Genomic DNA, 25,919 nt, shown 5'->3' with positions numbered 1-25,919 from the left:
GCACGGTGATGACTAGCGTGGTCGCCGTGACGATCTCCGGGTACGGGTCGTGGCCGACACCGGTCACGTCCGAAGTGGTGGTGACGGCCGCGGTGCGGCTCGGGGAGGTCCGCCCCGACGGTGCGCCCGGCACCGAGGACACCGGGGTGGTGTGGGCCGAGGGCCGCGCCACCGAGGGCGGGCGGACCCAGCTGGTGCGCCGCACCGACGACGGCACCCGCACCGACCTGCTGCCGGCCGGGGCGAACGCGCGCTCGGCCGTCCACGAGTACGGCGGCGGCGCGTGGTGGCTGCACCCCGGCAGCCCCGGCACCGTCTTCTACGTCGAGTGGGCCGACCAGCGCCTGTACCGGCTCGACCGCGGCGGCGAGCCGGTCGCGCTCACCCCGGAGCCCGCGGTGCCCCGCGGTGACCGCTACGCCGACGGCGACGTCGCCCCCGACGGCACCTGGATGGTCGCGGTCCGCGAGCACCACCACGCCGAGCACACCCCGGCGGCCGAGGTCGTCAACGAGATCGTGCGGCTCGACGCCCGCGTCCCGTCGGAGCCGGAGGTGCTGGTCAGCGGCCCGGACTTCGTCGCAGCACCGCGGATCTCGCCGGACGGCGGCACCCTGGCCTGGCTGTCCTGGAACCACCCGTCGATGCCGTGGGACGACGTCGAGCTCACCGTGCGCGACCTGGCGTCCGGGGTGGACACCGTCGTCGCGGGTGGGCCGGGGGAGTCGGTCACCGAGCCGCAGTGGCAGCCCGACGGGTCGCTGACCTTCCTCAGCGATCGCACCGGCTGGTGGAACCTCTACCGGTGGCCGCCCGGCCAGGACATCGAGGCGCTCGTGCGCATCGACGCCGAGATCGGTGTGCCCGGCTGGGCGCTGGGCGGGTCGCGCTACGCCGTCCTGGAGGACGGACGCGTCGTGTTCGCCCGCTCCTCGCGAGGCTTCGACGCCCTGGTCGTGCGGGAGGTCGACGGCCGGATCATCGAGCTCGACACCCCGTTCACCGCGATCGGCTCGGTGCGCGCCGACGGGCCCTACGCCGTCGTCTGCGTCGCCGGGTCGCCCACCGCCGAGCCGGGCGTGCACCGCGTGGTGCCCGCCCCGGAGGGAGCCGGGGAGCCCGGCGCGGCCGGGGTGCAGACCCTGCGCGCCCCGCGCGACCTCGGCCTGCACCCGGAGACGGTGTCGGTGCCCGAGCCGATCACGTTCCTGTCCACCGACGCCGCGGGCGGCCCGCGCACCGGCTACGCGCTGTTCTACCCGCCGCTGGGGGCCCACGAGGCCCCCGAGGGCGAGCTGCCGCCGTTGCTGGTGGTCATCCACGGCGGCCCGACCGGCTCGGCGACGCCGGTCCTCTCGGTCGCCGTGCAGTACTGGACCAGCCGTGGGTTCGGGGTCGTCGACGTCGACTACGGCGGCTCCACCGGCTACGGGCGCGCCTACCGCGAGCAGCTGAAGGGGGCGTGGGGGATCGTCGACGTCGCCGACTGCCTGGCCGCGGCCCGCACGCTGGCCGACGCCGGACGCGTCGACCCGGCCCGGATGGCGATCCGGGGCGGCTCGGCGGGCGGGTTCACCACCCTGGCCGCGCTCGCCCGGGACGACACCCCGTTCTCGGCGGGGGCCGACCACTTCGGCGTCGCCGACCTGGCCGCGCTCGCCCGGGACACCCACAAGTTCGAGTCCCGCTACCTCGACGGGCTGGTCGGGCCGTGGCCCGACGCGGAGGCGGTCTACATCGAGCGGTCCCCGCTCACCCACGTCGAGCGGTTCTCGACCCCGCTGATCGTGCTGCAGGGCGACGAGGACGCGATCGTCCCGCCGAACCAGTCGGAGATGATCGTCGACGCGCTGCGCGAGCGTGGGGTGCCGGTCGCCTATCTGTTGTTCGCCGGTGAGCAGCACGGCTTCCGGCAGGCCGCGAACATCCGCCGGGCGCTCGACGCCGAGCTGGCGTTCTACTCCCGGGTGTTCGGGTTCGCGCTGCCGCCGGAGGAGGGCATCGAGCCGGTCCCCGTCGAGAACCTGTGAGTCCCGGGCACTTCGTCGCCCGCGTCACCCTGGACCCGGACGCGCCCACCGACGGCTACCCGTTCGACCTGGGGGTCGTGCGGTGGCTGCGGGCGCACGGCGGGCTCGCCCTCTACCCGGGTGTCACGTTCCTGGTGGGGGAGAACGGTTCCGGCAAGTCCACGTTCGTCGAGGCGCTGGCGGTCGCGCTGGGGCTGAACGCCGAGGGCGGCTCGCGGTCGTTCCGGTTCGCGACGCGGGCGAGCGAGTCCGACCTGGGGTCGCACCTGCGGCTGGCGCGCCGGCCCGGCCGGGAACGGAGCAGCTTCTTCCTGCGCGCCGAGTCGTACTACAACGTGGCGACGGAGGTGGAGCGCCTCGACCGGGAGGGCGGCGGGCCGCCGTTGGCCCAGGCGTTCGGCGGCACGCCGCACGAGCGCAGCCACGGGGAGTCGTTCGTCGCGCTGATGACCCACCGGTTCACCCCGCGCGGGCTCTACCTGCTCGACGAGCCGGAGGCCGCGCTGTCGGTCACCGGGGCCCTGGCGGTGCTGGCCCGGATGGTGGACCTGACCGCGCGGGGCAGCCAGTTCGTGGTCGCCACCCACTCGCCGGTCCTGCTCGCGCTGCCCGGCGCGACGATCCTGCAGCTCGACGACGACGGCGCGGTCCGCCGCGTCGGCTACGACGAGGCGCTCCCGGTCGCCCTGACCCGCAGCTTCCTCGCCGACCCGGACGCGTTCCTGCGGCACCTGTAGACGGCGACGGGCCCGGGAGGACGAGGTGTCCTCCCGGGCCCGGGCACCGGGGCTCAGACCGGGGCGCCGCCGGCGGGTGCCGGCGTCGGAGCGGCCTGCGGGGTGGCCTTGCGCGGCCCCTGCGACAGCCGCTTCTCCACCAGCCGCGACAGGCCGGTCAGGATCAGGCACAGCCCGATGTAGAGGACCGCGACGACCAGCGCGACCTGCAGGATCGGCGATCCGAGCTGCACCTGGCTGCCGAGCTGGCGGGCCACGAGCAGCAGCTCCTCGTAGAGGATCAGGAAGCCGAGCGCGGTGTCCTTGAGGACCACCACCAGCTGCGACAGGATCGTCGGCAGCATCGACCGGACCGCCTGCGGGAGCAGCACCGAGGACATCACCTGGGTCTTGCGCAGCCCCAGGGCGTAGGCGGCCTCGCTCTGTCCGCGCGGGACCGCGTTGATCCCGGCGCGGAACACCTCGGCGAGCACCGAGCCGTTGTAGAGCATCAGGCCGAGCACGACGGCCCAGAACGCGGAGATCTCGATGCCCGCGCCCTGCGACATCCCGTAGTACATGATGAAGATCAGGACCAGCAGCGGGACGGCGCGGAAGAACTCCACGACCACCGTGCACGGGACCCGGACCCAGGCGTGGTCCGACAGCCGTCCGGCGGCGAACACCGCCCCGAACACCAGCGACAGGACCGCCGCGACGAGGAAGGCACGGACGGTGTTCCACAGCCCGTCGAGGATGCGGACCTGGATCGCCTCGTAGGTGATCCAGTCCCACATCCGGCCGCTGAACTGGCCGGTGGCCCAGAAGCGGTAGAGGACGAACCCGAGGGCCGCCAGGATCACCGCGACCCCGACGACGCCGATCGTGCGGTTGCGGGCGCGGGCCGCGGGGCCCGGGATGTCGTAGAGGACCGAGCTCATCGGGCCACCCCCCAGCGGGCGTCGAGGCGGCGCTGGACCCAGGTCAGCGGGGCCACCAGGATCACGAAGATCAGCGCCACCCACAGCAGCCCGACGAGCACGTTGTAGCCGCGCTCGGAGAGGTTCTGGTAGATGCCGCCGGCCTGGAACACCGAGAAGCCGGACGCGATCGTGGTGTTCTTCAGCAGCGCGATCTGGATGTTCGTCATCGGCGGGACGGTGGCGCGCACCGCCTGCGGGAGCACCACCTGGCCGAGGGTCTGGGTGAAGGTGAAGCCCAGCGCCCGCGACGCCTCCGCCTGCCCGACCGGGACCGTGTTGATGCCCGACCGCACGACCTCGCACACGAACGCGGCGGTGTAGAGGCTCAGGCCGACGCTCGCGAGCGCGAAGAAGCTGAGCTGGACGAGCTCGAGCCGTGGGTAGGCGAACGCGAAGAAGAACAGCACCAGCGTCAGCGGGGTGTTCCGCAGGATCTGCACGTAGCCGGTGCCGAAGGCACGCAGCGCGGGGACGGGGCTGACCCGCATGCCCGCGATCAGCGTGCCCAGCAGCAGCGATCCGATCGCGGCGACGACGAAGAGGCCGATCGTGCCGGCGAACCCGCCGACGTAGAGGTCGAGGTTGTCCAGCAGGACATCCACCGGGCGGCTCTCCTTTCTCTGGTCCCGACGTGTCTGGACCCGACGCGGCCCGGCGGAGTGGTGACGAGGTCACCGCCCCACCGGGCCGCGGTCGGGATCAGTAGCGCTCGATGGCCGGCGGCTGGGCCTGGGTACCGGACTTGCCCAGGGTGCCGTCGTAGATGGTCTTCCAGGTGCCGTCGTCGATCGCGGCCTGCAGCAGGTCGTTGATCTTGTTGCGGAGCGCGGTGTCGGCCTTCGGGACGCCGATGCCGTAGGGCTCGGAGGAGAACTTCTCCCCGACGACCTTCAGCTGCTCCGGGTTCTGCGCGGCGTAGCCGAGCAGGATCGCGTCGTCGGTGGTGACGGCGTCGACCTGGTTGTTGATCAGCTGGTCGACGCACTGGGTGTAGGTCTGGAACTCCACGACCTGGTCGGTGAGCTTCTGGTCCTTCACCCGCTGGATCGGGGTGGAGCCGGTGACCGAGCAGACCCGCTTGCCCTGCAGCGTCTGCGGGCCGGTGATCGTGTTGTCGTCGGCACGCACGAGCAGGCTCTGGCCCGCGACGTAGTACGGCCCGGCGAACCCGACGCGCTGCTTGCGCTTGTCGTTGATCGTGTAGGTGCCGACGTAGTAGTCGACGTCGCCGCGCTCGATGTTGTCCTCGCGGGCCGCCGACGGGATGACCTTGTACTCGATCTGCTCGGGGGAGAAGCCGAGACCGCCCGCGACCATCCGGGCGATGTCGATGTCGAACCCGGAGAACTCGTTGGTGGTGGCGTCGCGGAAGCCCAGGTTCGGCTGGTCGTCCTTGACACCGATCACGACGCGGCCGCGCTGCTTCATGGCGTCGAACGTGGGGGAGCCCTCGACGGTCACGTTCTGCGCGACGGTCGGCTGGTAGCCCGAGCTCTCGGCGCCGGGTGTGCCCTCGCGGCCGCAGCCGGCCAGGGCGAGGGTGGCGGCCAGGGCGGCCGCCACCAGGATGCGGGTTCTCTTCACGGTTCGCTCCGCTCGTCGGGGGGTGGTGGTGGAAGGCGTCCTCAGTGCGAGAGGATCTTGCCGAGGAAGTCCTTGGCACGGTCGCTGCGCGGGGCGGTGAAGAACTCGTCCGGGGTCGCGTCCTCGACGATCTCGCCGTCGCTCATGAACACGACGCGGTGCGCGGCCCGGCGGGCGAAGCCCATCTCGTGGGTCACGACGACCATCGTCATGCCCTCCTTGGCCAGCGAGGTCATGGTGTCGAGCACCTCGTTGACCATCTCCGGGTCGAGCGCCGAGGTCGGCTCGTCGAAGAGCATCACCTTCGGCTTCATGGCCAGCGCGCGGGCGATCGCCGCGCGCTGCTGCTGGCCGCCGGACAGCTGCGCCGGGTACTTGTCGCGCTGGTTGGCGATGCCGACACGCTCCAGCAGCGCCAGACCAGTCTTCTCGGCCTCGGCCTTGGACACCCCGCGCACCTTCAGCGGTGCGAGGGTGACGTTCTCCAGGATCGTCTTGTGCGCGAACAGGTTGAACGACTGGAAGACCATGCCGACGTCGGCGCGCAGGGCGGCCAGCGCCTTGCCCTCCGCCGCCAGCGCGGTGCCGTCGATCTCGATCGTGCCGGTGTCGATCGGCTCGAGCCGGTTGATCGTGCGGCAGAGTGTGGACTTGCCGGAACCGGAGGGGCCGAGGACGACGACGACCTCCCCACGGGCGACGTCCAGATCGATGTCGCGCAGCACGTGGAGGTCGCCGAAGTGCTTCTGCACCCCGGCCATCCGCACCATGGGTGTGCTGGACGCGGGCGGGCTGGTCATGCTGCCTCCGGACATGGCGAGAGCCTGGACGGAACGGACATGCGAGTCCACCACCTTGAGGAACCTTTAAGGTCTCGGCCACGTAACGGAAAGGGCGGCCACCGGTGCACATCCTGCTGATCGAGGACGACGACCGGGTCGCCGCCGCGCTGCGCCCGGCACTGCACCGGCACGGGATGACCACGACCCGCCTGGACCACGGCCGCGGCGCCGTGGACCACCTCGACGGCGTCGACGTCGTGCTGCTCGACCTGGGGCTGCCCGACGCCGACGGGCTCGACGTCTGCCGGGCGATCCGCGCCGTCTCCGAGGTCCCGGTGCTGATGGTGACCGCTCGCGGCGAGGTCACCGACCGCATCGCCGGGCTGCACACCGGCGCCGACGACTACCTGGTCAAGCCCTACGACATCGGGGAGCTCGTGGCCCGGGTGCACGCGGTGCAGCGCCGCCGCAAGATCGGCGACGACGGCACCGTCGTCCCGGCCGGGTCGGCCCCGGTGACCGTCGGCGACGTCCGCGTCGACCCCGAGCGGTACGAGGTCACCGTCGCCGGGGAGCAGGTGGTGCTCACCCGCAAGGAGTTCCAGGTGCTGTCCCTGCTCGCCCGCGCCGACGGCGCCGTCTGCACCCGCGCCCAGATCGTCGCCGAGGTGTGGGGGCGCGGCTGGGCGGGCGCGAACCGGACCCTCGACGTGCACGTGGCGACCCTGCGGACCAAGCTCGGCCGCCCCGAGCTGGTGCGGACCGTCCGCGGCGTCGGGTACCGCTTCGCCGCCACCGAGGACTGAGAGGGGAACGGCGACGTGCGCAGCCGGCTGCTGCTGGTCGTGCTCGTGCTCGTCGGGCTGCTCGCCGCCGGGCTGGGCGTCCCGCTGGCCTGGACCGCCGCCCAGCGGGCCCAGGAGGAGGTCTTCACCGACCGCCTCACCGACACCATCTCCTTCGCCTCCACCGCCCAGCGCCCGCTCATCGAGACCCCCGCGGGCAGCTCCGCGCTCGCCACGTTCACCGACGAGATCACCCGCTACGACGACGTCTACGGCGTCGCGGTGCTCGTCCTCGACCGGACGGGGCGCACGGTGACCGCCTCCCGCCCGGCCGACCGGCTGCCCGAGCTGGGCGACTACGCCGTCGACCGGACCGAGGTCGCGCTCGCCGGGCGCCGCTCCTCGACCTACCCGCTGCTCATGCCGTGGGACGACCGGCCGCTGGTGCTGGCCGAGCCGGTACTCGTCGACGGCGAGGTCGTCGGCGCGGTGGTGACGGTGTCCCCGACCGACGCCCTGCGGGCCGAGGCGGTGCGCACCTGGTCGCTGATCGCCGGGGCCGCGGTGTTCGCGCTGCTCGCCGGGATCCTGGTCGCGCTGCCGCTGACCGCCTGGGTGCTGCGCCCGGTCCGCCGGCTCGACGAGGCGATGGACCGGGTCGGGACGGCCGTCCTCGCCGGGGGGCCGCCCGGTCCGCCGTCGCGGCGCAGCGGCCCGCCGGAGCTGCGCTCGCTGGCCGAGTCGTTCGACCGGATGACCGAGACGGTGCGCGAGGCGCTCGGCGCCCAGCGCGCGTTCGTCGCCGACGCCTCCCACCAGCTGCGCAACCCGCTCACCGCGCTGCGGCTGCGGCTGTCCAACCTCGACGGGCACGTCGACCCGGCCGCCGCCGACGACCACCTCGCGGCGATGGAGGAGGCCGAGCGACTGTCCCGGGTGCTCGACGGACTGCTCGCGCTGGCCCGCGCCGAGCGCGCGGTGGAGGACCCGGGCGTCGCCGAGGACACCGACCTCGACGTCGTCGTCGCCGAACGGGTGGACAACTGGCGGCCGCTCGCCGAGCACTCCGGGATCGAGCTGCGCCGCAGCGGCCCACGCGGCCTGCACGCCCTGATCGGCGAGCCCGCGCTGGAGTCGGTGCTCGACGCGCTGCTGGACAACGCGCTCAAGTACACACCGCCCGGGCGACGGGTGCGGGTCGCGACGCTGCGCACCGCCGACCGGATCGGGGTCAGCGTCGTCGACGGCGGCCCCGGCCTCGCGCGCGAGGACCGGGCGCGCGCCACCGACCGGTTCTGGCGGGCACCCGGGCAGGCCAACGTCGAGGGCAGCGGGCTCGGCCTGGCCATCGCGGTGCGGACCGCGGCCGCGGCCGGCGGGAGCCTGCAGCTGAGCGACGCACCCGGCGGCGGGCTCCGGGTCACACTGTGGCTGCGGCCCGCGCCCTCCGCGGTGCGTGACCGACCCCCGGCCCCCGGAGAGGACGTGTGAGGAATGCGGATCGGCGAGCTCGCGGAACGCACCGGCGTGAGCGCACGCATGCTGCGCTACTACGAGCAGCAGGGTCTCCTCGCCCCGACCCGCGGCAGCGGCGGCCAGCGGGAGTACGGGACACCGGAGGTCGAGCGCGTCGCCCTGCTGCGGACGCTGTTCGACGCCGGCCTGTCGAGCCGCACGATCGCCCGGCTGCTGCCGTGCGTGGACACCCCGAGCCTGCGGACCGCCGAGGACGCCTTCGCGACGATGGCCCGTGAGCGGGACCGGCTGCGCGAGGCGATGGGGACCCTCGGGACCGCCGTCGACGCCCTGGAACGCCTCATGGCCGGGAACAGCGAGCACCGGGCCGCCCTCGCCGCCGCGCGCCCGGCCGGGTCCGCCGACCGGTGACCTGGGACACGATCACTGGAACCTGACACCGGTGGCAGGTCATAGCGTGCCGGCGTGGTCAACGCATACGGATACCGCGCCTTCGGCGGCCCCGACGTCCAGGAGTTCCTCGACCGCCCCGCCCCGGTGCCGGGTGCGCACGAGGTCGCGCTCGCCGTCGCCGTCGCCGGGGTCAACCCCCTCGACCACGTCCTGCGCGCCGGCGGGGTGCCGATGATCAACGGGCACCTCCCGTTCCCCCAGGTCCTCGGGATGGAGGCCGCGGGGGTGGTCACGGCGGTCGGGACCGCCGTGACGGGCCTCGCGGTCGGGGACAGGGCGTTCGGGTTCGCCCTCACCGGCGCCGGGACCTACGCCACCGACACGTTGCTGCTCGGCTCGGCCACGGCCCGAACGCCGGACGCGCTGTCCGACGAGTGGGCGGCCACCGTGCCGGTCGCCGGGACCACCGCGCTCGACGTCGTCGACCAGCTGGCACTGCCGCGCGGTGGCCGGTTGCTGGTCAACGGGATCGGCGGGGGCGTGGGGCTGGCCGTCGCCCAGCTGGCCCGCGCCGGTGGGCTCGAGGTGATCGGTACCGCGGGCGTGACCAAGCGCGACGTCGTCACCGGGACCGGGGCGGTGTTCGTGGACCACCGCGCGCCCGGTGCGATCGACCGGCTGCGCGCGTTCGCCCCCGGCGGCTTCGACGGCGTCGTGGACCTCGTGGGCGGCGCGTCGCTGCGTGCCGTCGCACCGCTCGCCGCCACGCCACGGGCCGTGGTCTCGGTCGGGGACCCCACGGTCGGTGAGGTCGGCGGCGTCGTCGTGGAGCGCCACACCGACCGCCGGACCCTGGAGCGGGTCGCGGCGCTGATGGTGCAGGGCGTCCTCGACCCGCACGTCACGGCGGTGTACCCCTTCGACCGGGCGGCACAGGCCCTGGCGCGGGTGGAGGACGGGCACGCGACGGGGAAGACGGTGCTCGACCTGTCCGCGCGGGGTCAGCGAGGTCAGCGAGGTCAGTAGCCCTTGGTGGCCCGGTAGAACTCGACGGCGCCCTCGTGCAGCGGGATCGGCTGGGTGCCGATGGCCGAGCGCGAGTCGACGGTCACCGCGGCCGGGCTGGCCTGCGTCAGCCGGGGCTGCTCGTCGAAGGCCGCCCGGATCAGCGCGCGGGCCAGGTCGGCGTCCATCCCCTCGGTGACCAGCAGCGCGTTGCGCACCGACAGGCACGACACCGGGCCGGGCAGCCCGTAGGTGTTCGCCGGGACCGTCGCCACGGAGTAGACGGGGTACCGCTCGCGCATCCGGTCGAGCACCCCGCCGAGCTCCAGCAGCCGGATCGGGACCCGGGCGGCCAGCTCCCGCACGCCGTCGGTGGGCACCCCGCCGGACCAGAAGAACGCGTCGAGACGGCCCTCGACCAGCGCCGTCGCCGCGTCCGGCAGCCCCAGCTCCGCGCGGGTGCCCAGGCCCGCGACACCGATCCCGGCGACGTCGAGCAGCCGGATCGCGATCGGCTGGTAGCCGCTGCCGCCCGGGCCGATCGACACCCGTCGTCCGCGCAGGTCGGCGATGCTGCGCAGGCCGGAGTCGGCACGCACGACGAGGTGGGTGACGTCGTCGTAGAGCCGGGCCAGTGCGCGGGGCTCGGTCGGGCCGGTGACGCGCGCGGCGACGTCGGCGGCCACGTCGACCTGGCTGATCGCGACCGCCGCCCGCCCGTCGGTCAGCAGCTCCATGTTCTGTGCGCTGCCCGCGGTCTCCAGCACCCGGGGGGCGGCGGGGAGCCCGAGGCGTTCGTGCCAGATCTCGGACAGCGTGCGCGCGAGGTTGATGTACACCCCCGGCTGCACCCCGCCCGCGATCACCAGCGGCTCGGCGGGCCGCGGTCCGGTGCAGCCCGGGAGCACCGCCCCCGCACCCAGTACGACGCCCGCACCCAGCAGGGCGCGCCGCGTCAGCGGGGGACCGGACCGGTGCATCGGGCCATCATCCCCGACGGCCCCGTCCCGGCGCCGTTCGCCGGGGCGCCTACCCTCGGGTGTGTGAGCCGCAGCTACACCGTGCGCACCTACGGGTGCCAGATGAACGTGCACGACTCGGAGCGGATGGCAGGTCTGCTGGAGGACGCCGGGTACGCCCGGGCCGAGGACCCCGACACCGCCGACGTCGTCGTGTTCAACACCTGCGCGGTGCGGGAGAACGCGGACAACAAGCTCTACGGCAACCTCGGGCACCTGCGCCCGCGCAAGGTCGCCAACCCGGACATGCAGATCGCCGTCGGCGGTTGCCTGGCCCAGAAGGATCGCGACACGATCACCCGGCGGGCGCCGTGGGTCGACGTCGTGTTCGGCACGCACAACGTGCACGCACTGCCGACCCTGCTGGAGCGCGCCCGGCACAACGACGAGGCCCAGGTCGAGATCGCCGAGGCGCTCGAGGTGTTCCCCTCGACGCTGCCCGCGCGCCGCGACTCCGCCTACGCCGGCTGGGTGTCGATCTCGGTGGGCTGCAACAACACCTGCACGTTCTGCATCGTGCCGTCGCTGCGCGGCAAGGAGCGCGACCGCCGCCCCGGCGACGTGCTCGCCGAGGTGCAGACCCTCGCCGCCGACGGCGTGCTGGAGGTGACCCTGCTCGGGCAGAACGTGAACGCCTACGGCTCGGACATGGGTGACAGGCAGGCGTTCTCGAAGCTCCTGCGGGCCTGCGGCGAGGTCGAGGGGCTGGAGCGGGTGCGGTTCACCAGCCCGCACCCGCGCGACTTCACCTCCGACGTCATCGCCGCGATGGCGCAGACCCCGAACGTCTGCCCGCAGCTGCACATGCCCCTGCAGTCCGGCTCCGACGACGTCCTGCGCCGGATGCGTCGCAGCTACCGCTCGGAGCGGTTCCTCTCGATCCTGGCCGAGGTGCGGGAGTCGATCCCGCACGCGGCGATCACCACCGACATCATCGTCGGGTTCCCGGGCGAGACCGAGCAGGACTTCGCCGACACCCTCGACGTCGTCGAGCGGGCCCGGTTCGCCGCGGCGTTCACCTTCCAGTACTCGAAGCGGCCCGGCACCCCGGCCGCGGACCTGCCCGACCAGCTGCCCAAGGCCGTCGTGCAGGAGCGCTACGAGCGCCTCGTCGCGCTGCAGGAGCGGATCTCCTGGGAGGAGAACCGCACGCAGGAGGGCACGGTGGTGGAGCTGCTGGTGTCCACCGGCGAGGGCCGCAAGGACGCGGCGACCGCCCGCCTCACCGGTCGTGCCCGGGACGGGCGGCTGGTGCACTTCGCCCCCGGTACCGCGACCGGCATCCGGCCCGGGGACGTCGTCACCGTCCGGATCGACCGGGGCGCCCCGCACCACCTCGTCGCCGACGGCGGCGTGCTCACCCACCGCCGCACCCGCGCCGGCGACGCCGCCGAGGCCGGCGAGCGCCCGTCCGGGGCACCCACCACGCTGGGGCTGCCGGCGTTCGGCGCTCCGGCGTCCGAGCCGGCTCCCGCCGCGCCGTCCTGCGGCGTCCCCGCCACCACCGGAGGTCCCCGATGAGCGACGTGTCCCCGCAGACCCGCGCCGAGATCGACCGGGCCGGGCGCGGCGTCGCCCGCCGGATCGACCCCGGCTCGCGCGCCATGCTGATCGCGGTGGCGATCGTCGCCGCGGTCGCCGCGCTGCTGCTGCCGTGGGTGGCGGGCACCCCGGGCTGGCAGGTGCTGTCCTCGGGCACCTCCGGGCCGCTCCCGACGCTGTTCTCGTTCACGATGACCGGGTTCGCCGTCGTGGTGTCGGCCGCGGCGCTGCTGACCCGGCTGTGGGCACTCGCGTGGTTCGCGGCCTTCGGCTGCGGGATCTCCTCGGTGAACGGGCTGTGGGCGATCTGGTCGCAGCAGACCGGCGCCGAGGCCGGGCCCGGGTTCGGGATGGTCCTCGGCGTGGTCGCCGTGGTGCTGCTGACCTTCGTGTGGGCGGGCGCCGCGCTGCAGCGCGACTGACCCCCTACCGCTCGTCGACCGCCTGCTCGGCGGCGGTGAGCCACTCCCGCCACTGTGCCGCCTGCGCGCGGGCCTGCTCGGCGCGCCTGCGGTCACCGGCCGCCCCGGCCTTCTCCGCCTGCGCCTCGAACTGCTCGACCCGCGCCCGGAACTGCTCGACGCGTGCCTGGGTCTCGGGGTCGGTGCGGCGCCACTGCGCGTCCGCGGCGGCGGCGACCTTGTCCTCGATCCCGCGCAGCCGTCCCTCCAAGGTGCGGATCTCCTCGCGCGGGACCTTGCCGATGGCCTCCCAGCGCTCCTGGATCTCGCGCAGCCGGGCCCGTGCGCCGTCCGGGTCGGACAGGTCGATCGTCTCGGCCTCGGCGAGCAGCGCCCGCTTCGCCTCGGCGTTCTCGGCGAACTCGGTGTCGCGGGCGGAGAAGTGCTCGCCGCGGCGGGCGAAGAAGCGGTCCTGCGCGCCGCGGAAGCGGGCCCACAGTGCGTCGTCGGCCTCGCGGTGGGCGCGGCCCGCCGCCTTCCACTCGGTCATCAGGTCGCGGTAGGCGGCCGCGGTCGCGTTCCACTCGTCGGAGTCGGCGAGGGCCTCGGCCTGCGCGACGAGCTCCTCCTTGCGGGCCTTCGCGGTGACCCGCTGGCGGTCGAGGTCGGCGAAGTGGGAGCCGCGCCGCCGGTTGAACGCCTCGCGGGCCTTCGAGAAGCGCTTCCACAGCTGCTCGTCGGTCTTCTTGTCGACGCCGCGGATGGTGCGCCACTCGTCGAGGATCGCCTTGTACCGGTCCCCGGCCTGCTTCCACTGGGTGGAGTCCACGGCCATCTTCTCGGCCTCGACGGCGAGCGCCTCCTTGCGGGCGACGGCGTCGTGCCGGGCGCGCTCGCGCTCCTCCTTCGCCGCGCTGACGCCCTGCTCGGCGAGGCCGACCAGCTCGTCGAGCCGCGTGCGCAGGGCGGGCACGTCCCCGACCACGTGCGCGGAGTCGAGGCCGTCGCGCAGCGCGGTCAGCGCGGTCAGTGACGCCTTCGCATCCCCGCCGCCGGCGATCCGCGCGGCGAGCACCTCGGTCTCGGTGACCAGCGCGTCGAACCGCTTCGCGTAGTGCTCCAGGCCCTCGGCGGGCGGCCCGGCCTGGTAGGAGCCGACGACCCGCTCGCCGTCGGCGGTGACCAGGGTGATGGTGCCGTCGTCGTCGGCGCGGCCCCAGCGGCCCGGGTCGTCTGCCGCGGAGGGCACCGGGGACGGCAGGGCGGCGGGCGGTGCGGGTGGTGCGACCGCGGCCGGGGTGGGCACGGGTCGGGCGGCGGGCGGCGGTCCGGGCCGGGGCGGCCCCGGCTTCGGCGGGGTGGGCCGGGTGGGCTCGGCACCCTGTCCTGCAGCGTCGGTCGCGTGGGTCTCGGACACCGGTAGGTCCTCCTCGTTCGGCCCGCCGCGGGGCGGGCGCCCCGTGCGGACGTCCGTCCGGGGCCGTGCGCGCACCGGATCCTCGCGCGGTGCGGAGGCCGGAACGGCGATTCAAGCAGGTCCACCGCCCTCGGGGGAACCGCGTGCCCTCCGGCCGGGTACGGGAGTCGTGGCCGCGGGCGCTGATTACCCTCGGAGCCCGTGCCCGCCGCGATCGCCGTCCTGCCCCAGCCCCCGCTCCTCGTCCCCGCCCTGAGCGGCGACGCGGCGGTCGAGACCGAGGGGCTGCGCGAGGCCGTCGTCGCCGCGGTGACGGGTCTCGCCGCGGCGGCCCAGCGCTGGGTCGTCGTCGGCGCCGACCCCGGCGGGCGGCGCACCGTGGACCCGGGCACCCGCGGCACCTTCGCCGGCTACGGCCGCGACGTCCCCGTCGCGCTGCCCGGCCCGGCCGGTCCGGACGAGGGCGCCGAGCTGCCGCTGCCGCTGCTGGTCGCGGCCTGGGCGGCCCCGGCCGGGGTCGGCTCGGCGCGCGGCGAGCTCGTCGCACCGGACACCCCGGTCGCGGACTGCCTGGCGCTGGGCGCCGAGCTGGCCGGCGAGGGGGTGGGGCTGCTCGTCGTCGGTGACGGCGCGGCCAAGCACACCGCGAAGGCCCCCGGCGGGTTCGACGGCCGGGCCGAAGCGTTCGACGCCGTCGTCGCCGCCGCGTTCGACGCCGGTGATCCCGAGCCGCTCGCCCGGCTCGACCCGGACGGCGCCGCCGCGCTCTGGGCCTCGGGCCGCGCGCCGTGGCAGGTGCTGGCCGGTGCCGCGCGCGGGCGCTCCTGGACGGCGGCGCACCGGCACACCTCGATGCCCTACGGCGTCGCCTACCACGTGGCGCTGTGGGAACCGGCGTGAGCGCGCCACCACCGGCTGCACCACCGCCGGCCGCGCCGGCACCGGCCGCACCGCCGCTGGTCGCCGTCGTCGGGCCGACCGCGACCGGGAAGTCGGACCTGGGCCTGGAGCTGGCACTGGCGCTGGACGGCGACGTCGTCAACGCCGACGCCATGCAGCTCTACCGCGGTCTGGACATCGGCACCGCGAAGCTCGCCCCGCACGAGCGGCGCGGCGTCGTCCACCACCAGCTCGACGTCCTCGACGTCACCGAGACCGCCTCGGTCGCGGCCTACCAGCGGGCGGCCCGCGCGGTCATCGAGGAGCTGCGCGCCGCCGGGCGCACCCCGGTGCTGGTCGGCGGCTCGGGGCTCTACGTGCAGGCCGTGCTCGACGAGCTGGAGTTCCCCGGCACCGACCCGGAGCTGCGCGCCGAGCTGGAGGCCGAGCTGGAACGTGACGGGTCCGGCGCGCTGCACGCCCGCCTCGCCGCGGCCGACCCGGTCGCCGCCGAGCAGGTGCTGCCCTCGAACGGCCGGCGGATCGTCCGCGCGCTGGAGGTGATCGCACTGACCGGCAGGCCGTTCCGCGCGACCCTGCCCGGTGCCGGCGTCCCCCGCTACGACGCCGTGCTGCTCGGCGTGGACCGCGACGTCGCCGAGCTCGACGAGCGGGTCGCGCTGCGGGTGGACCGGATGCTCGACGACGGCCTGGTCGACGAGACCCGCGCGCTGCTCCCGCGCGGGCTCGCCCACGGCCGCACCGCGTCCCGCGCGCTGGGCTACCGGCAGGTGATCGAGGCCCTCGACCGCGACCCCGACCACCCCGACCTCGCCGTCGTCCGGGAGGAGACGGTCCGCGCGACCCGGCGGTTCGTGCGCCGCCAGCGCTCCTGGTTCCGCCGGGACCGGCGCATCCACTGGCTCGACGGCGCCGACCCGGACCTGGTGGCCTCGGCGCGTGCGGTGCTCGCTCGTAGGCTGGTGGCATGACCGGCGGCATCGCGTTCAGCAAGGGGCACGGCACGCAGAACGACTTCGTGGTGCTGCCCGACCCGGACGCCGCGCTCGACCTCACCCCGGCCCGGGTCTCCGCGGTGTGCGACCGCCGCCGCGGCCTCGGCGCGGACGGGGTGCTGCGGGTCGTGCGCTGGGCGAAGCTCGCCGGTGAGCCCGGCGTCGGGGAGCCCGTCGACGGCGTCGAGTGGTTCATGGACTACCGCAACGCCGACGGCTCGCTCGCCGAGATGTGCGGCAACGGCCTGCGTGTGTTCGCCCGCTACCTGCACGAGCGCGGCTGGGCCACGGGTGGCCCGGTCGGCACCCGCAACGGGGTGCTCGACACCGCCGTCGGGCCGGACGGGGTCTCGGTCGGGCTCGGGACGGTCGGCGTCGGCCCGGCGTCGGTCGCCACCAGCGGCGACGCGCGCTTCGACGGCATCGCCCTCGACGTCGGGAACCCGCACCTGGCCTGCGTCACCGCGGCCGACCCGGACACCCTCGACCTGACCCGCGCGCCCTCCTACGACCCGGCGCTGTTCCCGAACGGGGTGAACGTCGAGTTCCTGACCCCGCTGGACGGCCCCGCCGACGGCGGCCGCATCCGGATGCGGGTGCACGAACGCGGTGTGGGGGAGACCCGCTCCTGCGGCACCGGGACCGTCGCGGCCGCCGTGGCCGCGCTGCGGCACGCCGGGCACACCGCCGGGGACGTGCAGGTCACCGTTCCGGGCGGGTTGCTGCGGGTGACGGTGGAGGCCGGCACCGACGAGCGGACCGGGCCCACGACGCTGCACGGCCCCGCGGTGCTGCTCGCCTCCGGCGAGCTGGACCGTGCGTGGTGGGACGCTCCCGCCTGAGGCCCGCGAATCGGGGCGGACACGAGTCCCGCGACGTGGGAGGATGGGGGCGAGATGACTGATGCCCACACGCACCCCTCCGTGACCCCTTCCACGTCGAACCCGGTTCCGACGGGTGGCGAGCTCGACCTGGAGGAGCGCACGTCGCTGCGCCGGATCCACGGGCTGTCCACCGAGCTCACCGACATCACCGAGGTCGAGTACCGCAAGCTCCAGCTGGAGCGGGTCGTGCTCGTCGGTGTCTGGACCGAGGGCACGGCCGAGCAGGCCGACAACTCGATGACCGAGCTGGCCCGCCTCGCCGAGACCGCCGGTTCCGAGGTGATGGACGGCCTCGTGCAGCGCCGCTCCAGCCCGGACCCGGCCACGTTCATCGGCTCCGGCAAGGTCGAGGAGCTGCTCGGGGTCGTCCGCGCCACCGGCGCCGACACCGTGATCTGCGACGGCGAGCTGTCACCCGGCCAGCTCCGTCAGCTGGAGGAGCGGCTCAAGGTCAAGGTCATCGACCGGACCGCGCTGATCCTCGACATCTTCGCCCAGCACGCCCGCTCCCGGGACGGCAAGGCCCAGGTCGAGCTCGCGCAGCTGTCCTACCTGCTGCCGCGGCTGCGCGGCTGGGGTGAGGCGCTGTCCCGGCAGGTCGGTGGCCGGGCCGCGGGCGGCGTCGGTATCGGTGGCCGTGGCCCCGGTGAGACGAAGATCGAGCTGGATCGGCGCCGCATCCGCGCGCGGATGTCGAAGCTGCGCCGCGAGATCGGTGCGATGCGCCAGGTCCGCGAGACCCAGCGCGGCAGCCGTCGCCGCAACGAGATCCCCTCGGTCGCGATCGTCGGCTACACCAACGCGGGCAAGTCGAGCCTGCTCAACCAGCTCACCGACGCCGGGGTTCTGGTGCAGGACGCGTTGTTCGCGACGCTGGACCCGACCACCCGCAAGGCACAGACGCCCGACGGGCACGACTACACCCTCACCGACACCGTCGGGTTCGTGCGGCACCTGCCGCACCAGCTCGTCGAGGCGTTCCGCTCCACGCTGGAGGAGGCCGCCCGGGCCGACCTGCTGGTGCACGTCGTCGACGGGTCCGACCCGCTGCCCGACGACCAGATCGCCGCGGTCCGTCAGGTGCTCGTCGAGGTGGGGGAGGCCGCGGGCGACACGATGCCCCCCGAGCTGCTCGTGATCAACAAGATCGACGCGGCCGGTGACCTCGCGCTGGCCCGGCTGCGGCACGCCCAGCCGGACGCCGTGTTCGTCTCGGCACACAGCGGCACCGGGATCGACCGGCTCCGCGAGCACATCGCCGAGCGCCTGCCGCGCCCGGACTACGAGGTCGACCTCCTGCTGCCCTACACCGAGGGTGCGCTGGTCGCGCGGCTGCACGACGACGGCGAGATCCTCGCCGAGTCCCACACCGCCGACGGCACCCGGATCCGGGCGCGGGTGAAGCCGGAGCTGGGCACCGCGGTGCTGCCGTTCGCGGTGGCGGGCTCTGCCGTCCCGATCGGGACCGGCGCCGACCTGCCGGCGACGGCAGCGGGCCACTGAATGGGCGGCCGGGTGGGCGGCCGCGTCCGGGGGTCGTGGCCCGCCGCCTGACCATTGTCGTCTGCCTGACCACTGTCCTCTGCCTGGCCGGTGCGCTCACGGGTGCGGCCGCGCCGCCGCCCGGGGCGCACCCGGTCTGCACCGTCGACGATCCGCGGCTGGCGGAGCTGTCCGGGCTGGTCGCGCAGGGCCCGCCCGGCGGAGCCCCGCAGCGGTACCACGCGATCGTCGACGGCGGGGGGACCGCGCGGACGTTCACCCTGGACCCGTCCGGCTGCGCAGTCACCGGAACCCGGCAGGCCGACGTCCCGGTCACCGACGTCGAGGACCTCGGGCTCGGGCCGGGCGGGGATCTCTGGCTCGCCGACACCGGTGACAACGGGGCACAGCGTGGCTCGGTCCGGCTCGTCGTGCTGCCCCCGGCCGGGCCGCCACGCGTGTACGACCTGGACTATCCGGACGGTCCGCGCGACGTCGAGGCGCTGCTGGTCGGCGACGACGGCGTGCCCCTGCTGGTGGACAAGACCACCGGGGCCGCCGGGGTGTACCGACCCGACGCACCGCTGCGCGAGGGCGGGGGCCCGGTCCCGCTGCGTCGGGTGGCACAGGTCGTGCTGCCCTGGTCGGGCACCGGTGGCGGGCCGCTCGGGGCTGCCGGATCCCGCACGATCACCGGCGGCGGGGTCTCACCGACCGGGGCCGACGGCGGACGCGCCGCCGTGCTGCGGACCTACACCGACGCCTGGGTGTTCCCGCTGCCCGTCGGCGGACCGGCGACGGCCGACGTGCTGGTCGCGGCGCTGGGCGGGGCACCACTGCCGGTGCCGTTGCCGGACGAGGCCCAGGGCGAGGCGATCGCCCCGGACGGCCGGGGTGCATTGCACTCCGGCAGCGAGGCCCGGGGCCCGACCGCGGCGGCGATCACCGTCGTCCCGGGCGCGGTGCCCGCGGCGACCGGCCCACGGGCACCGGTCGTGGCCCAGCCCGCCGAGGTGCCGGAGTACCGCACGTACCCGTCGTGGCTGCCCGCCGCGGGCGGGGCGGCGGTGCTCGCGGTGCTGCTGGTGACCGGTGCCGTCGCGATGTCCCTGCACGGACGGCGCCGCCGGTCCCGCTGACCGCGGGAACCGGGCGCCGCCGAGGAGGTCAGAGGCGGCGCAGGACCGCCACGACGCGGCCGAGGATCGACGCGTCGTCACCCGGGATCGGGTCGTAGGCGTCGTTCGCCGGCATCAGCCAGATGTGCCCGTCCTTGCGGCGGAACGTCTTCACCGTCGCCTCGCCGTCGATCATCGCGGCCACGATCTCGCCCTGCTCGGCCACCGGCTGCTGACGCACGACGACCCAGTCGCCGTCGGTGATCGCGGCGTCGACCATCGAGTCACCCTTGACGTTGAGCAGGAACAGCGTGCCCTCGCCGACGATCTCGCGCGGCAGCGGGAACACGTCCTGCACGGCCTGCTCGGCCAGGATCGGGCCACCGGCGGCGATGTCGCCGATGAGCGGCACGAACGCCGGCGCCGGCCGCGCGGAACGCAGCTCGGCGGTGTCGGCGTCGGAGTCCGACCCGTCGGTGCCGGCGATCTGCTCCGGGCTGCGGACGTCGACCGCGCGGGTGCGGTTCGGGTCGCGCCGGAGGAAGCCCTTGCGCTCCAGGGTCCGGAGCTGGTGGTGCACCGACGAGGTGGACGTGAGGCCCACCGCGTCACCGATCTCGCGGACGCTGGGCGGGTAGCCGTACCGGTCCACCCAGTCCCGGATGACGGCCAGGACCTTCTTCTGCCGCGGGGTCAGGCCGCGGGTGTCGGTCGCGGGGTCGGGGAACTCCCGGACCGTCGCGGATCCCCGGTCCGCGGCGGTGCCGGTCACGCCGGGACCACCGTGTCCGGTGTCGTCCGCTGCCATCGCATTCGCCTCCTCGGGGTACTTACGGCGACGACCCTAGCCGTCGCGGGCCCGTTCGCCAAACATGCGTTCGAAGTCGCCCGGGGCGTGTCGTGGATTCCGTCGGGCCGTGGTGGTAGAACATCGCACAGGCGTTCGATCGAACACCAGTTCGATCGGTCTGGTTCGATCGGATGCCGTCCGCGTCGCCGTCCGGCCGCGCGGGGCGACCGGCAGCGGGAACGGCAGTGGGGGTGGCGATCGTGGACGCAGCGGTCATCGGGGGTATGACGGTCATCGGACGGGCTCCGGTCGGCACCGCGGCCGGCGCGGTGCGGCCCGTACCGACGCCGGGTCCCGTGCGCCGCGTGGTGGCGGCGGTGGGTGTCCTGCTGGCCTCGGCGGCCGCGGTCGTCGCGCTCGGGGTGGTCGCCGACGTCGCCGCCCACGGCCCGGCCGTGCCGCCCGCGGTCGGCGCGCCACGCTGAGAGCGTCTCCGGCACGTGCGGTGACCTGCGGAGACGCGGTTGTTGTCGGTGTCGGGTGCTACACCGCTCGTACGCCCGTTCGACCGGGCTCGGGGAAGGGCCGGTCGGGAGCGGGGGAGACGAGACCGCCCGGGGGACGGGCGGTCCGACGGCAGGAGGAACCATGCGAGAGCTCGACGAGCGGATCCGCGACCACGGCGCGGTCGGCTGCCTGACCGGTGCCCCCGCGCCCGGCACCCCCACCTCGCGCGCCCGGCGCGCCGCCCGGGAGCGGGTGCGGGCGGCGGAGGGTGTGGCCGGTCCGGCCGGTGCCGGCTCGTCGGCCGTCGCGCGCGCCGCGCACCGGTGGGCCGCCCACGGTGCACGGGAGCGCGCACTGACCGAGTCGGTCGCGCGGCACCCCGCCGCCCGTTCCCGGCGCGCCACGGCGTCCGGTGTCTCGGCAGCCGGTGTCTCGGTGCCTGGTGTCCCGGTGCCTGGTGTCCCGGTACCTGGTGTCCCGGTGCCTGGTGTCCCGGTGCCTGGTGTCTCGGCGCCCGGTGTTCCGACGTCCGGTCCGACGGCGCCTGGTCCGACGGCTCACGGTCCGACGGCTCACGGGCGTGCGGCCCGGACCGCGGCACCGGTCGGTCCGGCGGTCCCGCGTGGCGTCACCGGTGGTCCGAACGTCGCGGTCCGGACGCCCCGCTGCACCACCTCGGCGCCGGGCTCCACGGCGACCCTGGTGCGGCCCGCCCGGGTCGCGGCGCCGTCCGGTCCGCGGTCGGTGGCCGTGCCGGCGCCGCGCACGGTCCGTCCGCTGGACCGGCGTTGCCTGGTCCCGGCCCGCCCCCGCCCGGCCCGCAGCCGGGTCCGCGGGCGCCTGGAGCGGTTCCTGACCGGGGTCGCGGTGCTGCTGTGCGCCACGACCGCGGTGGTGGCGCTCGGGCTGCTGGGCGACGCGGCGGCGGGCTGGAACGCCCCCGCGGCCGCCGTGCCGTCGGTCGGTGCCGTGCGCTGAGGAGTGTCGGGGCCGCGGTGCGGTCTCGTGGGCTGGGCCGGTGGCCCGGAGTGGTGCCGGCGTGTCCGGCCCGGGTCATGCAGTGGTGCGGTGCCGACGTGTCGGGCTCCCGGGGCGGAGCCGGTCGGGCGTGCCGTGGTGCGGTGCCGGCGCGGCGACCGTGGTCACGGCGGTGGCGGTGCGGTGACGGTGTGGAGCGATCCGGCGCCGTGTCGGCGTCGCATCGGGTGACGGCATGCGCCGGGCCGGCACGCGGATGTCGGGCGGCGGTCGCCGGGATGTCGCCGGATCGTCGGCGGTGAGCCGCCGGGCGCGTCGGCAGGGCGTGTCCCCGCATCGGGTGGCCGCCGGTCGCGGTCCCCGCGGCGCGACGGACGGCGCCGCGCGTGACGTTCCTCGGCGCCACCAGCGCCGATGTCCCCCTCCATGATCGTCGGCGACGAGCCGGTCGCGGAACGTGGTGTGCAACGCTCGGATCCCGATCGGGCGAAGCTCGGCGCGGCGTGGGCCCCGGGATGGCGGACCCCTAGATGTAGGGGTTACATTGACGTTGTTCCGCCACTGGTTGGGGGGATGGATTGCTGCGGAGAGTTTCCGGAACGTTACGGGAGAGGGTGTGAGCGTCCATGCGCTGCCCGTTCTGCCGGCACCCGGATTCCCGCGTGATCGACTCACGGACCGCCGACGACGGGACCTGCACCCGTCGGCGCCGGTCCTGCACCTCGTGCGGACGCCGGTTCACCACGGTCGAGGAGGCCGTGCTCGCCGTCGTCAAGCGCAGCGGGGTGACCGAGCCCTTCAGTCGACAGAAGGTCGTCAGCGGGGTTCGGCGGGCGTGCCAGGGCCGGCCGGTCGACGAGGACGACCTGCAGCAGCTCGCCCACCGGGTCGAGGAGACCGTGCGGGCACGCGGGGCGGCGGAGCTTCCCAGCCACGAGGTCGGACTGGCGATCCTCGGGCCGCTGCGTGAGCTCGACGAGGTCGCGTACCTGAGATTTGCGAGCGTCTATCGCTCCTTCTCCTCCATCGAGGACTTCGAGAAGGAGATCGCCGACCTGCGTTCGGCGGCTGCCGGGGAAGCAGCCGACGACGAGGCCGGCCACAACCGGGACGGGTGAGCCGCTCGGCGGCACGGGTCCGGCGCGCACCCCGCGAGGGGGCGACCGGTACCGGCCGTCGTCGCAGGTCGTACCGGAGGGGAAGACCGTCCGCGCACCCCAGCGCGCGGGTGGTACACGGTGACAAGTGCGGAGGCATGCATGACCGAGACCGTCGGGGGCCCGACGACAGACACCGGTGAGAGCGCGGCTACCAAGCCGGCGCGCAGCCGCGGGAAGACCGGCGCCAAGCGCGCGCCCGGCCTGACCGTCCAGCGTGTCTTCACCACCGAAGGGGTCCACCCCTACGAGGAGGTGGAGTGGGAGCGCCGCGACGTCGTCATGACCAACTGGCGCGACGGCACGGTCAACTTCGAGCAGCGCGGCGTCGAGTTCCCGCGCAGCTGGTCGGTCAACGCCACCAACATCGTCACCAGCAAGTACTTCCGCGGCGCGGTGGGCTCGGACACCCGTGAGTCGAGCCTGAAGCAGCTCGTCGAGCGGGTCGTCGGCACCTACAAGCGGGCCGGTCTCGAGCACGGCTACTTCGCCACCGAGGGCGACGCCGAGATCTTCGACCACGAGCTGACCTGGATGCTGATCCACCAGGTGTTCAGCTTCAACTCGCCGGTGTGGTTCAACGTCGGCACCGCCAGCCCGCAGCAGGTCAGCGCCTGCTTCATCCTCTCGGTCGACGACACCATGGAGTCGATCCTGAACTGGTACCGCGAGGAGGGCCTGATCTTCAAGGGCGGCTCCGGTGCCGGCCTGAACCTCTCGCGCATCCGCTCGTCGAAGGAGCTGCTGTCCTCGGGCGGCACCGCCTCGGGCCCGGTCTCGTTCATGCGCGGTGCCGACGCCTCCGCGGGCACCATCAAGTCCGGCGGCGCCACGCGGCGCGCGGCGAAGATGGTCGTCCTCGACGTCGACCACCCCGACATCGAGGAGTTCGTCGAGACCAAGGCCAAGGAGGAGGCCAAGGTCCGCGTCCTGCGCGACGCCGGCTTCGACATGGACCTGGGCGGCTCCGACATCACCTCGGTGCAGTACCAGAACGCCAACAACTCCGTCCGCGTCACCGACGAGTTCATGCGCGCGGTCGAGGAGGGCACCGACTTCGGTCTGCGTGCCCGGATGACCGGTGAGGTCATCGAGCGCGTCGACGCCCGCAAGCTCTTCCGCGGCATCGCCGAGGCGGCCTGGAACTGCGCCGACCCGGGCATCCAGTACGACGGCACGATCAACGACTGGCACACCACCCCGGAGTCCGGCCGCATCAGCGCGTCGAACCCGTGCTCGGAGTACATGCACCTGGACAACTCCAGCTGCAACCTCGCGTCGCTGAACCTGCTGAAGTTCCTCGACTCCGACGACCGGTTCGACGCCGAGACCTTCGCCAAGGCCGTCGAGCTGATCATCACCGCGATGGACATCTCGATCTGCTTCGCGGACTTCCCGACCGAGCCGATCGCCGACACCACCCGGAAGTTCCGCCAGCTGGGCATCGGCTACGCCAACCTCGGCGCGCTGCTCATGGCGACCGGCCACGCGTACGACTCCGAGGGCGGCCGCGCGCTCGCCGGGTCCATCACCTCGCTGATGACCGGTGCCGCGTACAAGCGCTCCGCCGAGCTCGCCGGTGTCGTCGGTCCGTACGAGGGCTACGCCCGCAACGCCGAGGCCCACCAGCGGGTCATCCGCAAGCACGCCGCGGAGAACGACCGCATCCGCACCTTCGCCTCCAGCACCCCGGTGCAGAAGCTCGCCACCCAGGTCTGGAAGCAGTGCCAGGACATCGGTGAGGTCAACGGCTGGCGCAACGCGCAGGCGTCGGTGCTGGCCCCGACCGGCACGATCGGCCTGATGATGGACTGCGACACGACCGGCATCGAGCCGGACCTGGCGCTGGTCAAGTTCAAGAAGCTGGTCGGCGGCGGCTCCATGCAGATCGTCAACCAGTCGGTGCGCCGGGCCCTGGACAACCTCGGCTACCAGGCCGAGCAGGCCGAGGCGATCGTCGAGTACGTCGCCGAGCACGGCCACGTCGTCGACGCCCCGGGCATGAAGCCCGAGCACTACGAGGTGTTCGACTGCGCCATGGGCGACCGGACGATCGCCCCGATGGGCCACGTCCGCATGATGGCCGCCGCGCAGCCGTTCCTGTCCGGCGCCATCTCCAAGACGGTCAACATGCCCGAGCGGGCGACCGTCGAGGACGTCGAGCGGATCTACCTCGAGGGGTGGCGCCTCGGTCTCAAGGCCCTGGCGATCTACCGCGACAACTGCAAGGTCGGCCAGCCGCTGTCCGCGGGCAAGGGCGGCGACAAGAAGGCCGGCGGTGACACCGCGGAGGCCGAGAAGGTCACGGTCGTCGAGCAGCGGCCGGTCCGCAAGCGGCTGCCGAAGAAGCGGCCCAGCGAGACCGTGTCGTTCACCGTCGGCGGCGCCGAGGGCTACCTCACCGCCGGCAGCTACCCCGACGACGGCCTCGGCGAGATCTTCGTCAAGCTCGGCAAGCAGGGCTCGACCCTGGCCGGTGTGATGGACGCCTTCTCGATGTCGATCTCGGTGGGCCTGCAGTACGGCATCCCGCTGGAGTTCTACGTCTCGAAGTTCTCCAACCTGCGCTTCGAGCCGGCCGGGATGACCGACGACCCGGACGTGCGGATCGCGACCTCGGTGCTGGACTACCTGTTCCGCCGCCTGGCGCTGGACCACCTGCCGTACGAGAAGCGCGCCCAGCTGGGCATCTTCTCCTCCGACGAGCGGTCCGCCCAGGTCGAGAACGACTACGGCACCGGCGAGAAGCTCGACATCGAGGAGTTCCGTTCCTCGGTGCCGACGATCGAGGAGCGCAAGGAGGCCGGTGCCGAGCCCGCACCGGTCGAGGTCGGCAGCTCCACCGAGCTGCTCGAACTGCGGCTGGGCAAGGCCGCCGACGCCCCGCTGTGCATGACCTGCGGGACGAAGATGCGCCCCGCCGGGTCCTGCTACCTCTGCGAGGGCTGCGGCTCCACCAGCGGCTGCAGCTGAGC

The 25,919-nt window shown here is 74.2% G+C and carries 24 protein-coding genes; 17 read left to right on the top strand and 7 right to left on the bottom strand.

The window, feature by feature from the left end; translation table 11 throughout:
- Positions 1-26: 26 nt before the first annotated feature.
- Both Ae717Ps2_RS18635 and Ae717Ps2_RS18630 read left to right on the top strand, forming a co-directional pair.
- The gene (locus Ae717Ps2_RS18635; protein WP_233147623.1) at positions 27-2,030 is read left to right on the top strand and encodes a prolyl oligopeptidase family serine peptidase; all 2,004 of its coding nucleotides are present in this window, start codon (positions 27-29) and stop codon (positions 2,028-2,030) included.
- Positions 2,027-2,767 carry an AAA family ATPase gene (locus tag Ae717Ps2_RS18630; protein WP_075311103.1) on the top strand — a complete coding sequence of 247 codons (741 nt, stop codon included), beginning with the start codon at positions 2,027-2,029 and terminating at the stop codon, positions 2,765-2,767. Before Ae717Ps2_RS18635 ends, Ae717Ps2_RS18630 begins: the two co-directional genes overlap by 4 nt.
- A gap of 53 nt (positions 2,768-2,820) precedes the next feature.
- Here Ae717Ps2_RS18630 and Ae717Ps2_RS18625 read toward each other — a convergent pair whose 3' ends face one another.
- The 4 genes from Ae717Ps2_RS18625 to Ae717Ps2_RS18610 form a co-directional block, all read right to left on the bottom strand.
- Positions 2,821-3,687 carry an amino acid ABC transporter permease gene (locus Ae717Ps2_RS18625; RefSeq protein WP_075311105.1) on the bottom strand — a complete coding sequence of 289 codons (867 nt, stop codon included), beginning with the start codon at positions 3,685-3,687 and terminating at the stop codon, positions 2,821-2,823.
- Complete coding sequence (locus Ae717Ps2_RS18620; protein ID WP_020622570.1) at positions 3,684-4,331, bottom strand: amino acid ABC transporter permease; 648 nt, start codon at positions 4,329-4,331, stop codon at positions 3,684-3,686. Before Ae717Ps2_RS18620 ends, Ae717Ps2_RS18625 begins: the two co-directional genes overlap by 4 nt.
- Positions 4,332-4,428: 97 nt before the next feature.
- Positions 4,429-5,313, bottom strand: a complete 885-nt coding sequence (locus tag Ae717Ps2_RS18615) for a glutamate ABC transporter substrate-binding protein (protein WP_043276813.1) — start codon at positions 5,311-5,313, stop codon at positions 4,429-4,431.
- 41 nt (positions 5,314-5,354) lie between these two features.
- On the bottom strand, positions 5,355-6,083 hold the full coding sequence (locus Ae717Ps2_RS18610; protein WP_020622568.1) for an amino acid ABC transporter ATP-binding protein: 729 nt from the start codon (positions 6,081-6,083) through the stop codon (positions 5,355-5,357).
- A 134-nt stretch (positions 6,084-6,217) separates the two neighbouring features.
- Between Ae717Ps2_RS18610 and Ae717Ps2_RS18605 the strand changes: the two genes are divergently transcribed.
- The 4 genes from Ae717Ps2_RS18605 to Ae717Ps2_RS18590 are packed head-to-tail and all read left to right on the top strand — an operon-like array spanning position 6,218 to position 9,775.
- Complete coding sequence (locus Ae717Ps2_RS18605) at positions 6,218-6,901, top strand: response regulator transcription factor (protein ID WP_075311113.1); 684 nt, start codon at positions 6,218-6,220, stop codon at positions 6,899-6,901.
- Between the two features lie 15 nt (positions 6,902-6,916).
- A complete protein-coding gene (locus Ae717Ps2_RS18600) occupies positions 6,917-8,371 on the top strand; it encodes a HAMP domain-containing sensor histidine kinase (protein ID WP_075311115.1) in 1,455 nt (484 codons plus the stop codon).
- A 3-nt stretch (positions 8,372-8,374) separates the two neighbouring features.
- Positions 8,375-8,767, top strand: coding sequence for a MerR family transcriptional regulator (locus tag Ae717Ps2_RS18595; RefSeq protein ID WP_075311117.1), 393 nt, complete (start codon positions 8,375-8,377; stop codon positions 8,765-8,767).
- Between the two features lie 54 nt (positions 8,768-8,821).
- Positions 8,822-9,775 carry an NADP-dependent oxidoreductase gene (locus tag Ae717Ps2_RS18590; protein ID WP_075311119.1) on the top strand — a complete coding sequence of 318 codons (954 nt, stop codon included), beginning with the start codon at positions 8,822-8,824 and terminating at the stop codon, positions 9,773-9,775.
- Here Ae717Ps2_RS18590 and Ae717Ps2_RS18585 read toward each other — a convergent pair.
- Entirely contained in the window at positions 9,769-10,734 is a 966-nt protein-coding gene (locus tag Ae717Ps2_RS18585) for a TAXI family TRAP transporter solute-binding subunit (RefSeq protein WP_075311121.1), read from the bottom strand. The two genes, Ae717Ps2_RS18590 and Ae717Ps2_RS18585, sit on opposite strands and share 7 nt — an antisense overlap.
- A 63-nt stretch (positions 10,735-10,797) precedes the next feature.
- On the opposite strand from Ae717Ps2_RS18585, the gene miaB reads away from it, so the two are divergent.
- A complete protein-coding gene (gene miaB / locus Ae717Ps2_RS18580) occupies positions 10,798-12,294 on the top strand; it encodes a tRNA (N6-isopentenyl adenosine(37)-C2)-methylthiotransferase MiaB (RefSeq protein ID WP_075311123.1) in 1,497 nt (498 codons plus the stop codon).
- Positions 12,291-12,737, top strand: coding sequence for a hypothetical protein (locus Ae717Ps2_RS18575; protein WP_075311125.1), 447 nt, complete (start codon positions 12,291-12,293; stop codon positions 12,735-12,737). The genes miaB and Ae717Ps2_RS18575 overlap by 4 nt, the downstream gene beginning before the upstream one ends.
- 4 nt (positions 12,738-12,741) lie before the next feature.
- Here Ae717Ps2_RS18575 and Ae717Ps2_RS18570 read toward each other — a convergent pair whose 3' ends face one another.
- A complete protein-coding gene (locus Ae717Ps2_RS18570; protein ID WP_075312982.1) occupies positions 12,742-14,022 on the bottom strand; it encodes a DUF349 domain-containing protein in 1,281 nt (426 codons plus the stop codon).
- 312 nt (positions 14,023-14,334) lie between these two features.
- Here Ae717Ps2_RS18570 and Ae717Ps2_RS18565 point away from each other — a divergent pair, with 312 nt between their 5' ends.
- The 5 genes from Ae717Ps2_RS18565 to Ae717Ps2_RS36225 are packed head-to-tail and all read left to right on the top strand — an operon-like array spanning position 14,335 to position 19,533.
- Positions 14,335-15,033 (top strand): hypothetical protein, encoded by a 699-nt coding sequence (locus Ae717Ps2_RS18565; protein ID WP_075311127.1) that lies wholly within the window; start codon positions 14,335-14,337, stop codon positions 15,031-15,033.
- Positions 15,030-16,004: a tRNA (adenosine(37)-N6)-dimethylallyltransferase MiaA gene (miaA, locus tag Ae717Ps2_RS18560; protein ID WP_369804841.1), complete on the top strand. Its 975-nt coding sequence runs from the start codon at positions 15,030-15,032 to the stop codon at positions 16,002-16,004. The genes Ae717Ps2_RS18565 and miaA overlap by 4 nt, the downstream gene beginning before the upstream one ends.
- Positions 16,001-16,870 carry a diaminopimelate epimerase gene (dapF, locus tag Ae717Ps2_RS18555; protein WP_020624396.1) on the top strand — a complete coding sequence of 290 codons (870 nt, stop codon included), beginning with the start codon at positions 16,001-16,003 and terminating at the stop codon, positions 16,868-16,870. Before miaA ends, dapF begins: the two co-directional genes overlap by 4 nt.
- Positions 16,871-16,924: 54 nt before the next feature.
- Entirely contained in the window at positions 16,925-18,415 is a 1,491-nt protein-coding gene (gene hflX, locus Ae717Ps2_RS18550; RefSeq protein ID WP_075333660.1) for a GTPase HflX, read from the top strand.
- Between the two features lie 35 nt (positions 18,416-18,450).
- Positions 18,451-19,533: a hypothetical protein gene (locus tag Ae717Ps2_RS36225; RefSeq protein ID WP_075333659.1), complete on the top strand. Its 1,083-nt coding sequence runs from the start codon at positions 18,451-18,453 to the stop codon at positions 19,531-19,533.
- Positions 19,534-19,561: 28 nt separating this feature from the next.
- Here the strand turns inward: Ae717Ps2_RS36225 and lexA are convergent, their stop codons facing one another.
- Entirely contained in the window at positions 19,562-20,320 is a 759-nt protein-coding gene (gene lexA, locus Ae717Ps2_RS18540) for a transcriptional repressor LexA (RefSeq protein WP_020624701.1), read from the bottom strand.
- 242 nt (positions 20,321-20,562) lie between these two features.
- Here lexA and Ae717Ps2_RS18535 point away from each other — a divergent pair, with 242 nt between their 5' ends.
- The 4 genes from Ae717Ps2_RS18535 to Ae717Ps2_RS18520 all read left to right on the top strand — a co-directional run bounded on the left by Ae717Ps2_RS18535 (position 20,563) and on the right by Ae717Ps2_RS18520 (position 25,917).
- Positions 20,563-20,787, top strand: a complete 225-nt coding sequence (locus Ae717Ps2_RS18535; RefSeq protein WP_139318963.1) for a hypothetical protein — start codon at positions 20,563-20,565, stop codon at positions 20,785-20,787.
- Between the two features lie 163 nt (positions 20,788-20,950).
- Positions 20,951-21,787 (top strand): hypothetical protein, encoded by an 837-nt coding sequence (locus Ae717Ps2_RS18530; RefSeq protein WP_075333658.1) that lies wholly within the window; start codon positions 20,951-20,953, stop codon positions 21,785-21,787.
- A 626-nt stretch (positions 21,788-22,413) separates the two neighbouring features.
- Positions 22,414-22,905 (top strand): transcriptional regulator NrdR, encoded by a 492-nt coding sequence (gene nrdR / locus Ae717Ps2_RS18525; protein ID WP_020623044.1) that lies wholly within the window; start codon positions 22,414-22,416, stop codon positions 22,903-22,905.
- A gap of 141 nt (positions 22,906-23,046) precedes the next feature.
- Positions 23,047-25,917: a vitamin B12-dependent ribonucleotide reductase gene (locus tag Ae717Ps2_RS18520; RefSeq protein ID WP_075333657.1), complete on the top strand. Its 2,871-nt coding sequence runs from the start codon at positions 23,047-23,049 to the stop codon at positions 25,915-25,917.
- The last annotated feature ends 2 nt before the right edge of the window (positions 25,918-25,919 follow it).

This window comes from Pseudonocardia sp. Ae717_Ps2, from assembly GCF_001932475.1.
Taxonomy (GTDB): domain Bacteria; phylum Actinomycetota; class Actinomycetes; order Mycobacteriales; family Pseudonocardiaceae; genus Pseudonocardia.
The sequence above is the reverse complement of the archived record's forward strand: the minus strand, read 5'-3'. Positions and strand labels throughout refer to the sequence as shown.

Coding starts and splice junctions, on each gene's coding strand:
- Ae717Ps2_RS18625 (WP_075311105.1), bottom strand. CDS start 3,687: ATGAGCTCGGTCCTCTACGACATCCCGGGCCCCGCGGCCCGCGCCCGC.
- Ae717Ps2_RS18610 (WP_020622568.1), bottom strand. CDS start 6,083: ATGGTGCGGATGGCCGGGGTGCAGAAGCACTTCGGCGACCTCCACGTG.
- Ae717Ps2_RS18595 (WP_075311117.1), top strand. CDS start 8,375: ATGCGGATCGGCGAGCTCGCGGAACGCACCGGCGTGAGCGCACGCATG.
- Ae717Ps2_RS18585 (WP_075311121.1), bottom strand. CDS start 10,734: ATGCACCGGTCCGGTCCCCCGCTGACGCGGCGCGCCCTGCTGGGTGCG.
- Ae717Ps2_RS18575 (WP_075311125.1), top strand. CDS start 12,291: ATGAGCGACGTGTCCCCGCAGACCCGCGCCGAGATCGACCGGGCCGGG.
- dapF (WP_020624396.1), top strand. CDS start 16,001: ATGACCGGCGGCATCGCGTTCAGCAAGGGGCACGGCACGCAGAACGAC.
- hflX (WP_075333660.1), top strand. CDS start 16,925: ATGACTGATGCCCACACGCACCCCTCCGTGACCCCTTCCACGTCGAAC.
- lexA (WP_020624701.1), bottom strand. CDS start 20,320: ATGGCAGCGGACGACACCGGACACGGTGGTCCCGGCGTGACCGGCACC.
- Ae717Ps2_RS18530 (WP_075333658.1), top strand. CDS start 20,951: ATGCGAGAGCTCGACGAGCGGATCCGCGACCACGGCGCGGTCGGCTGC.
- nrdR (WP_020623044.1), top strand. CDS start 22,414: ATGCGCTGCCCGTTCTGCCGGCACCCGGATTCCCGCGTGATCGACTCA.
- Ae717Ps2_RS18520 (WP_075333657.1), top strand. CDS start 23,047: ATGACCGAGACCGTCGGGGGCCCGACGACAGACACCGGTGAGAGCGCG.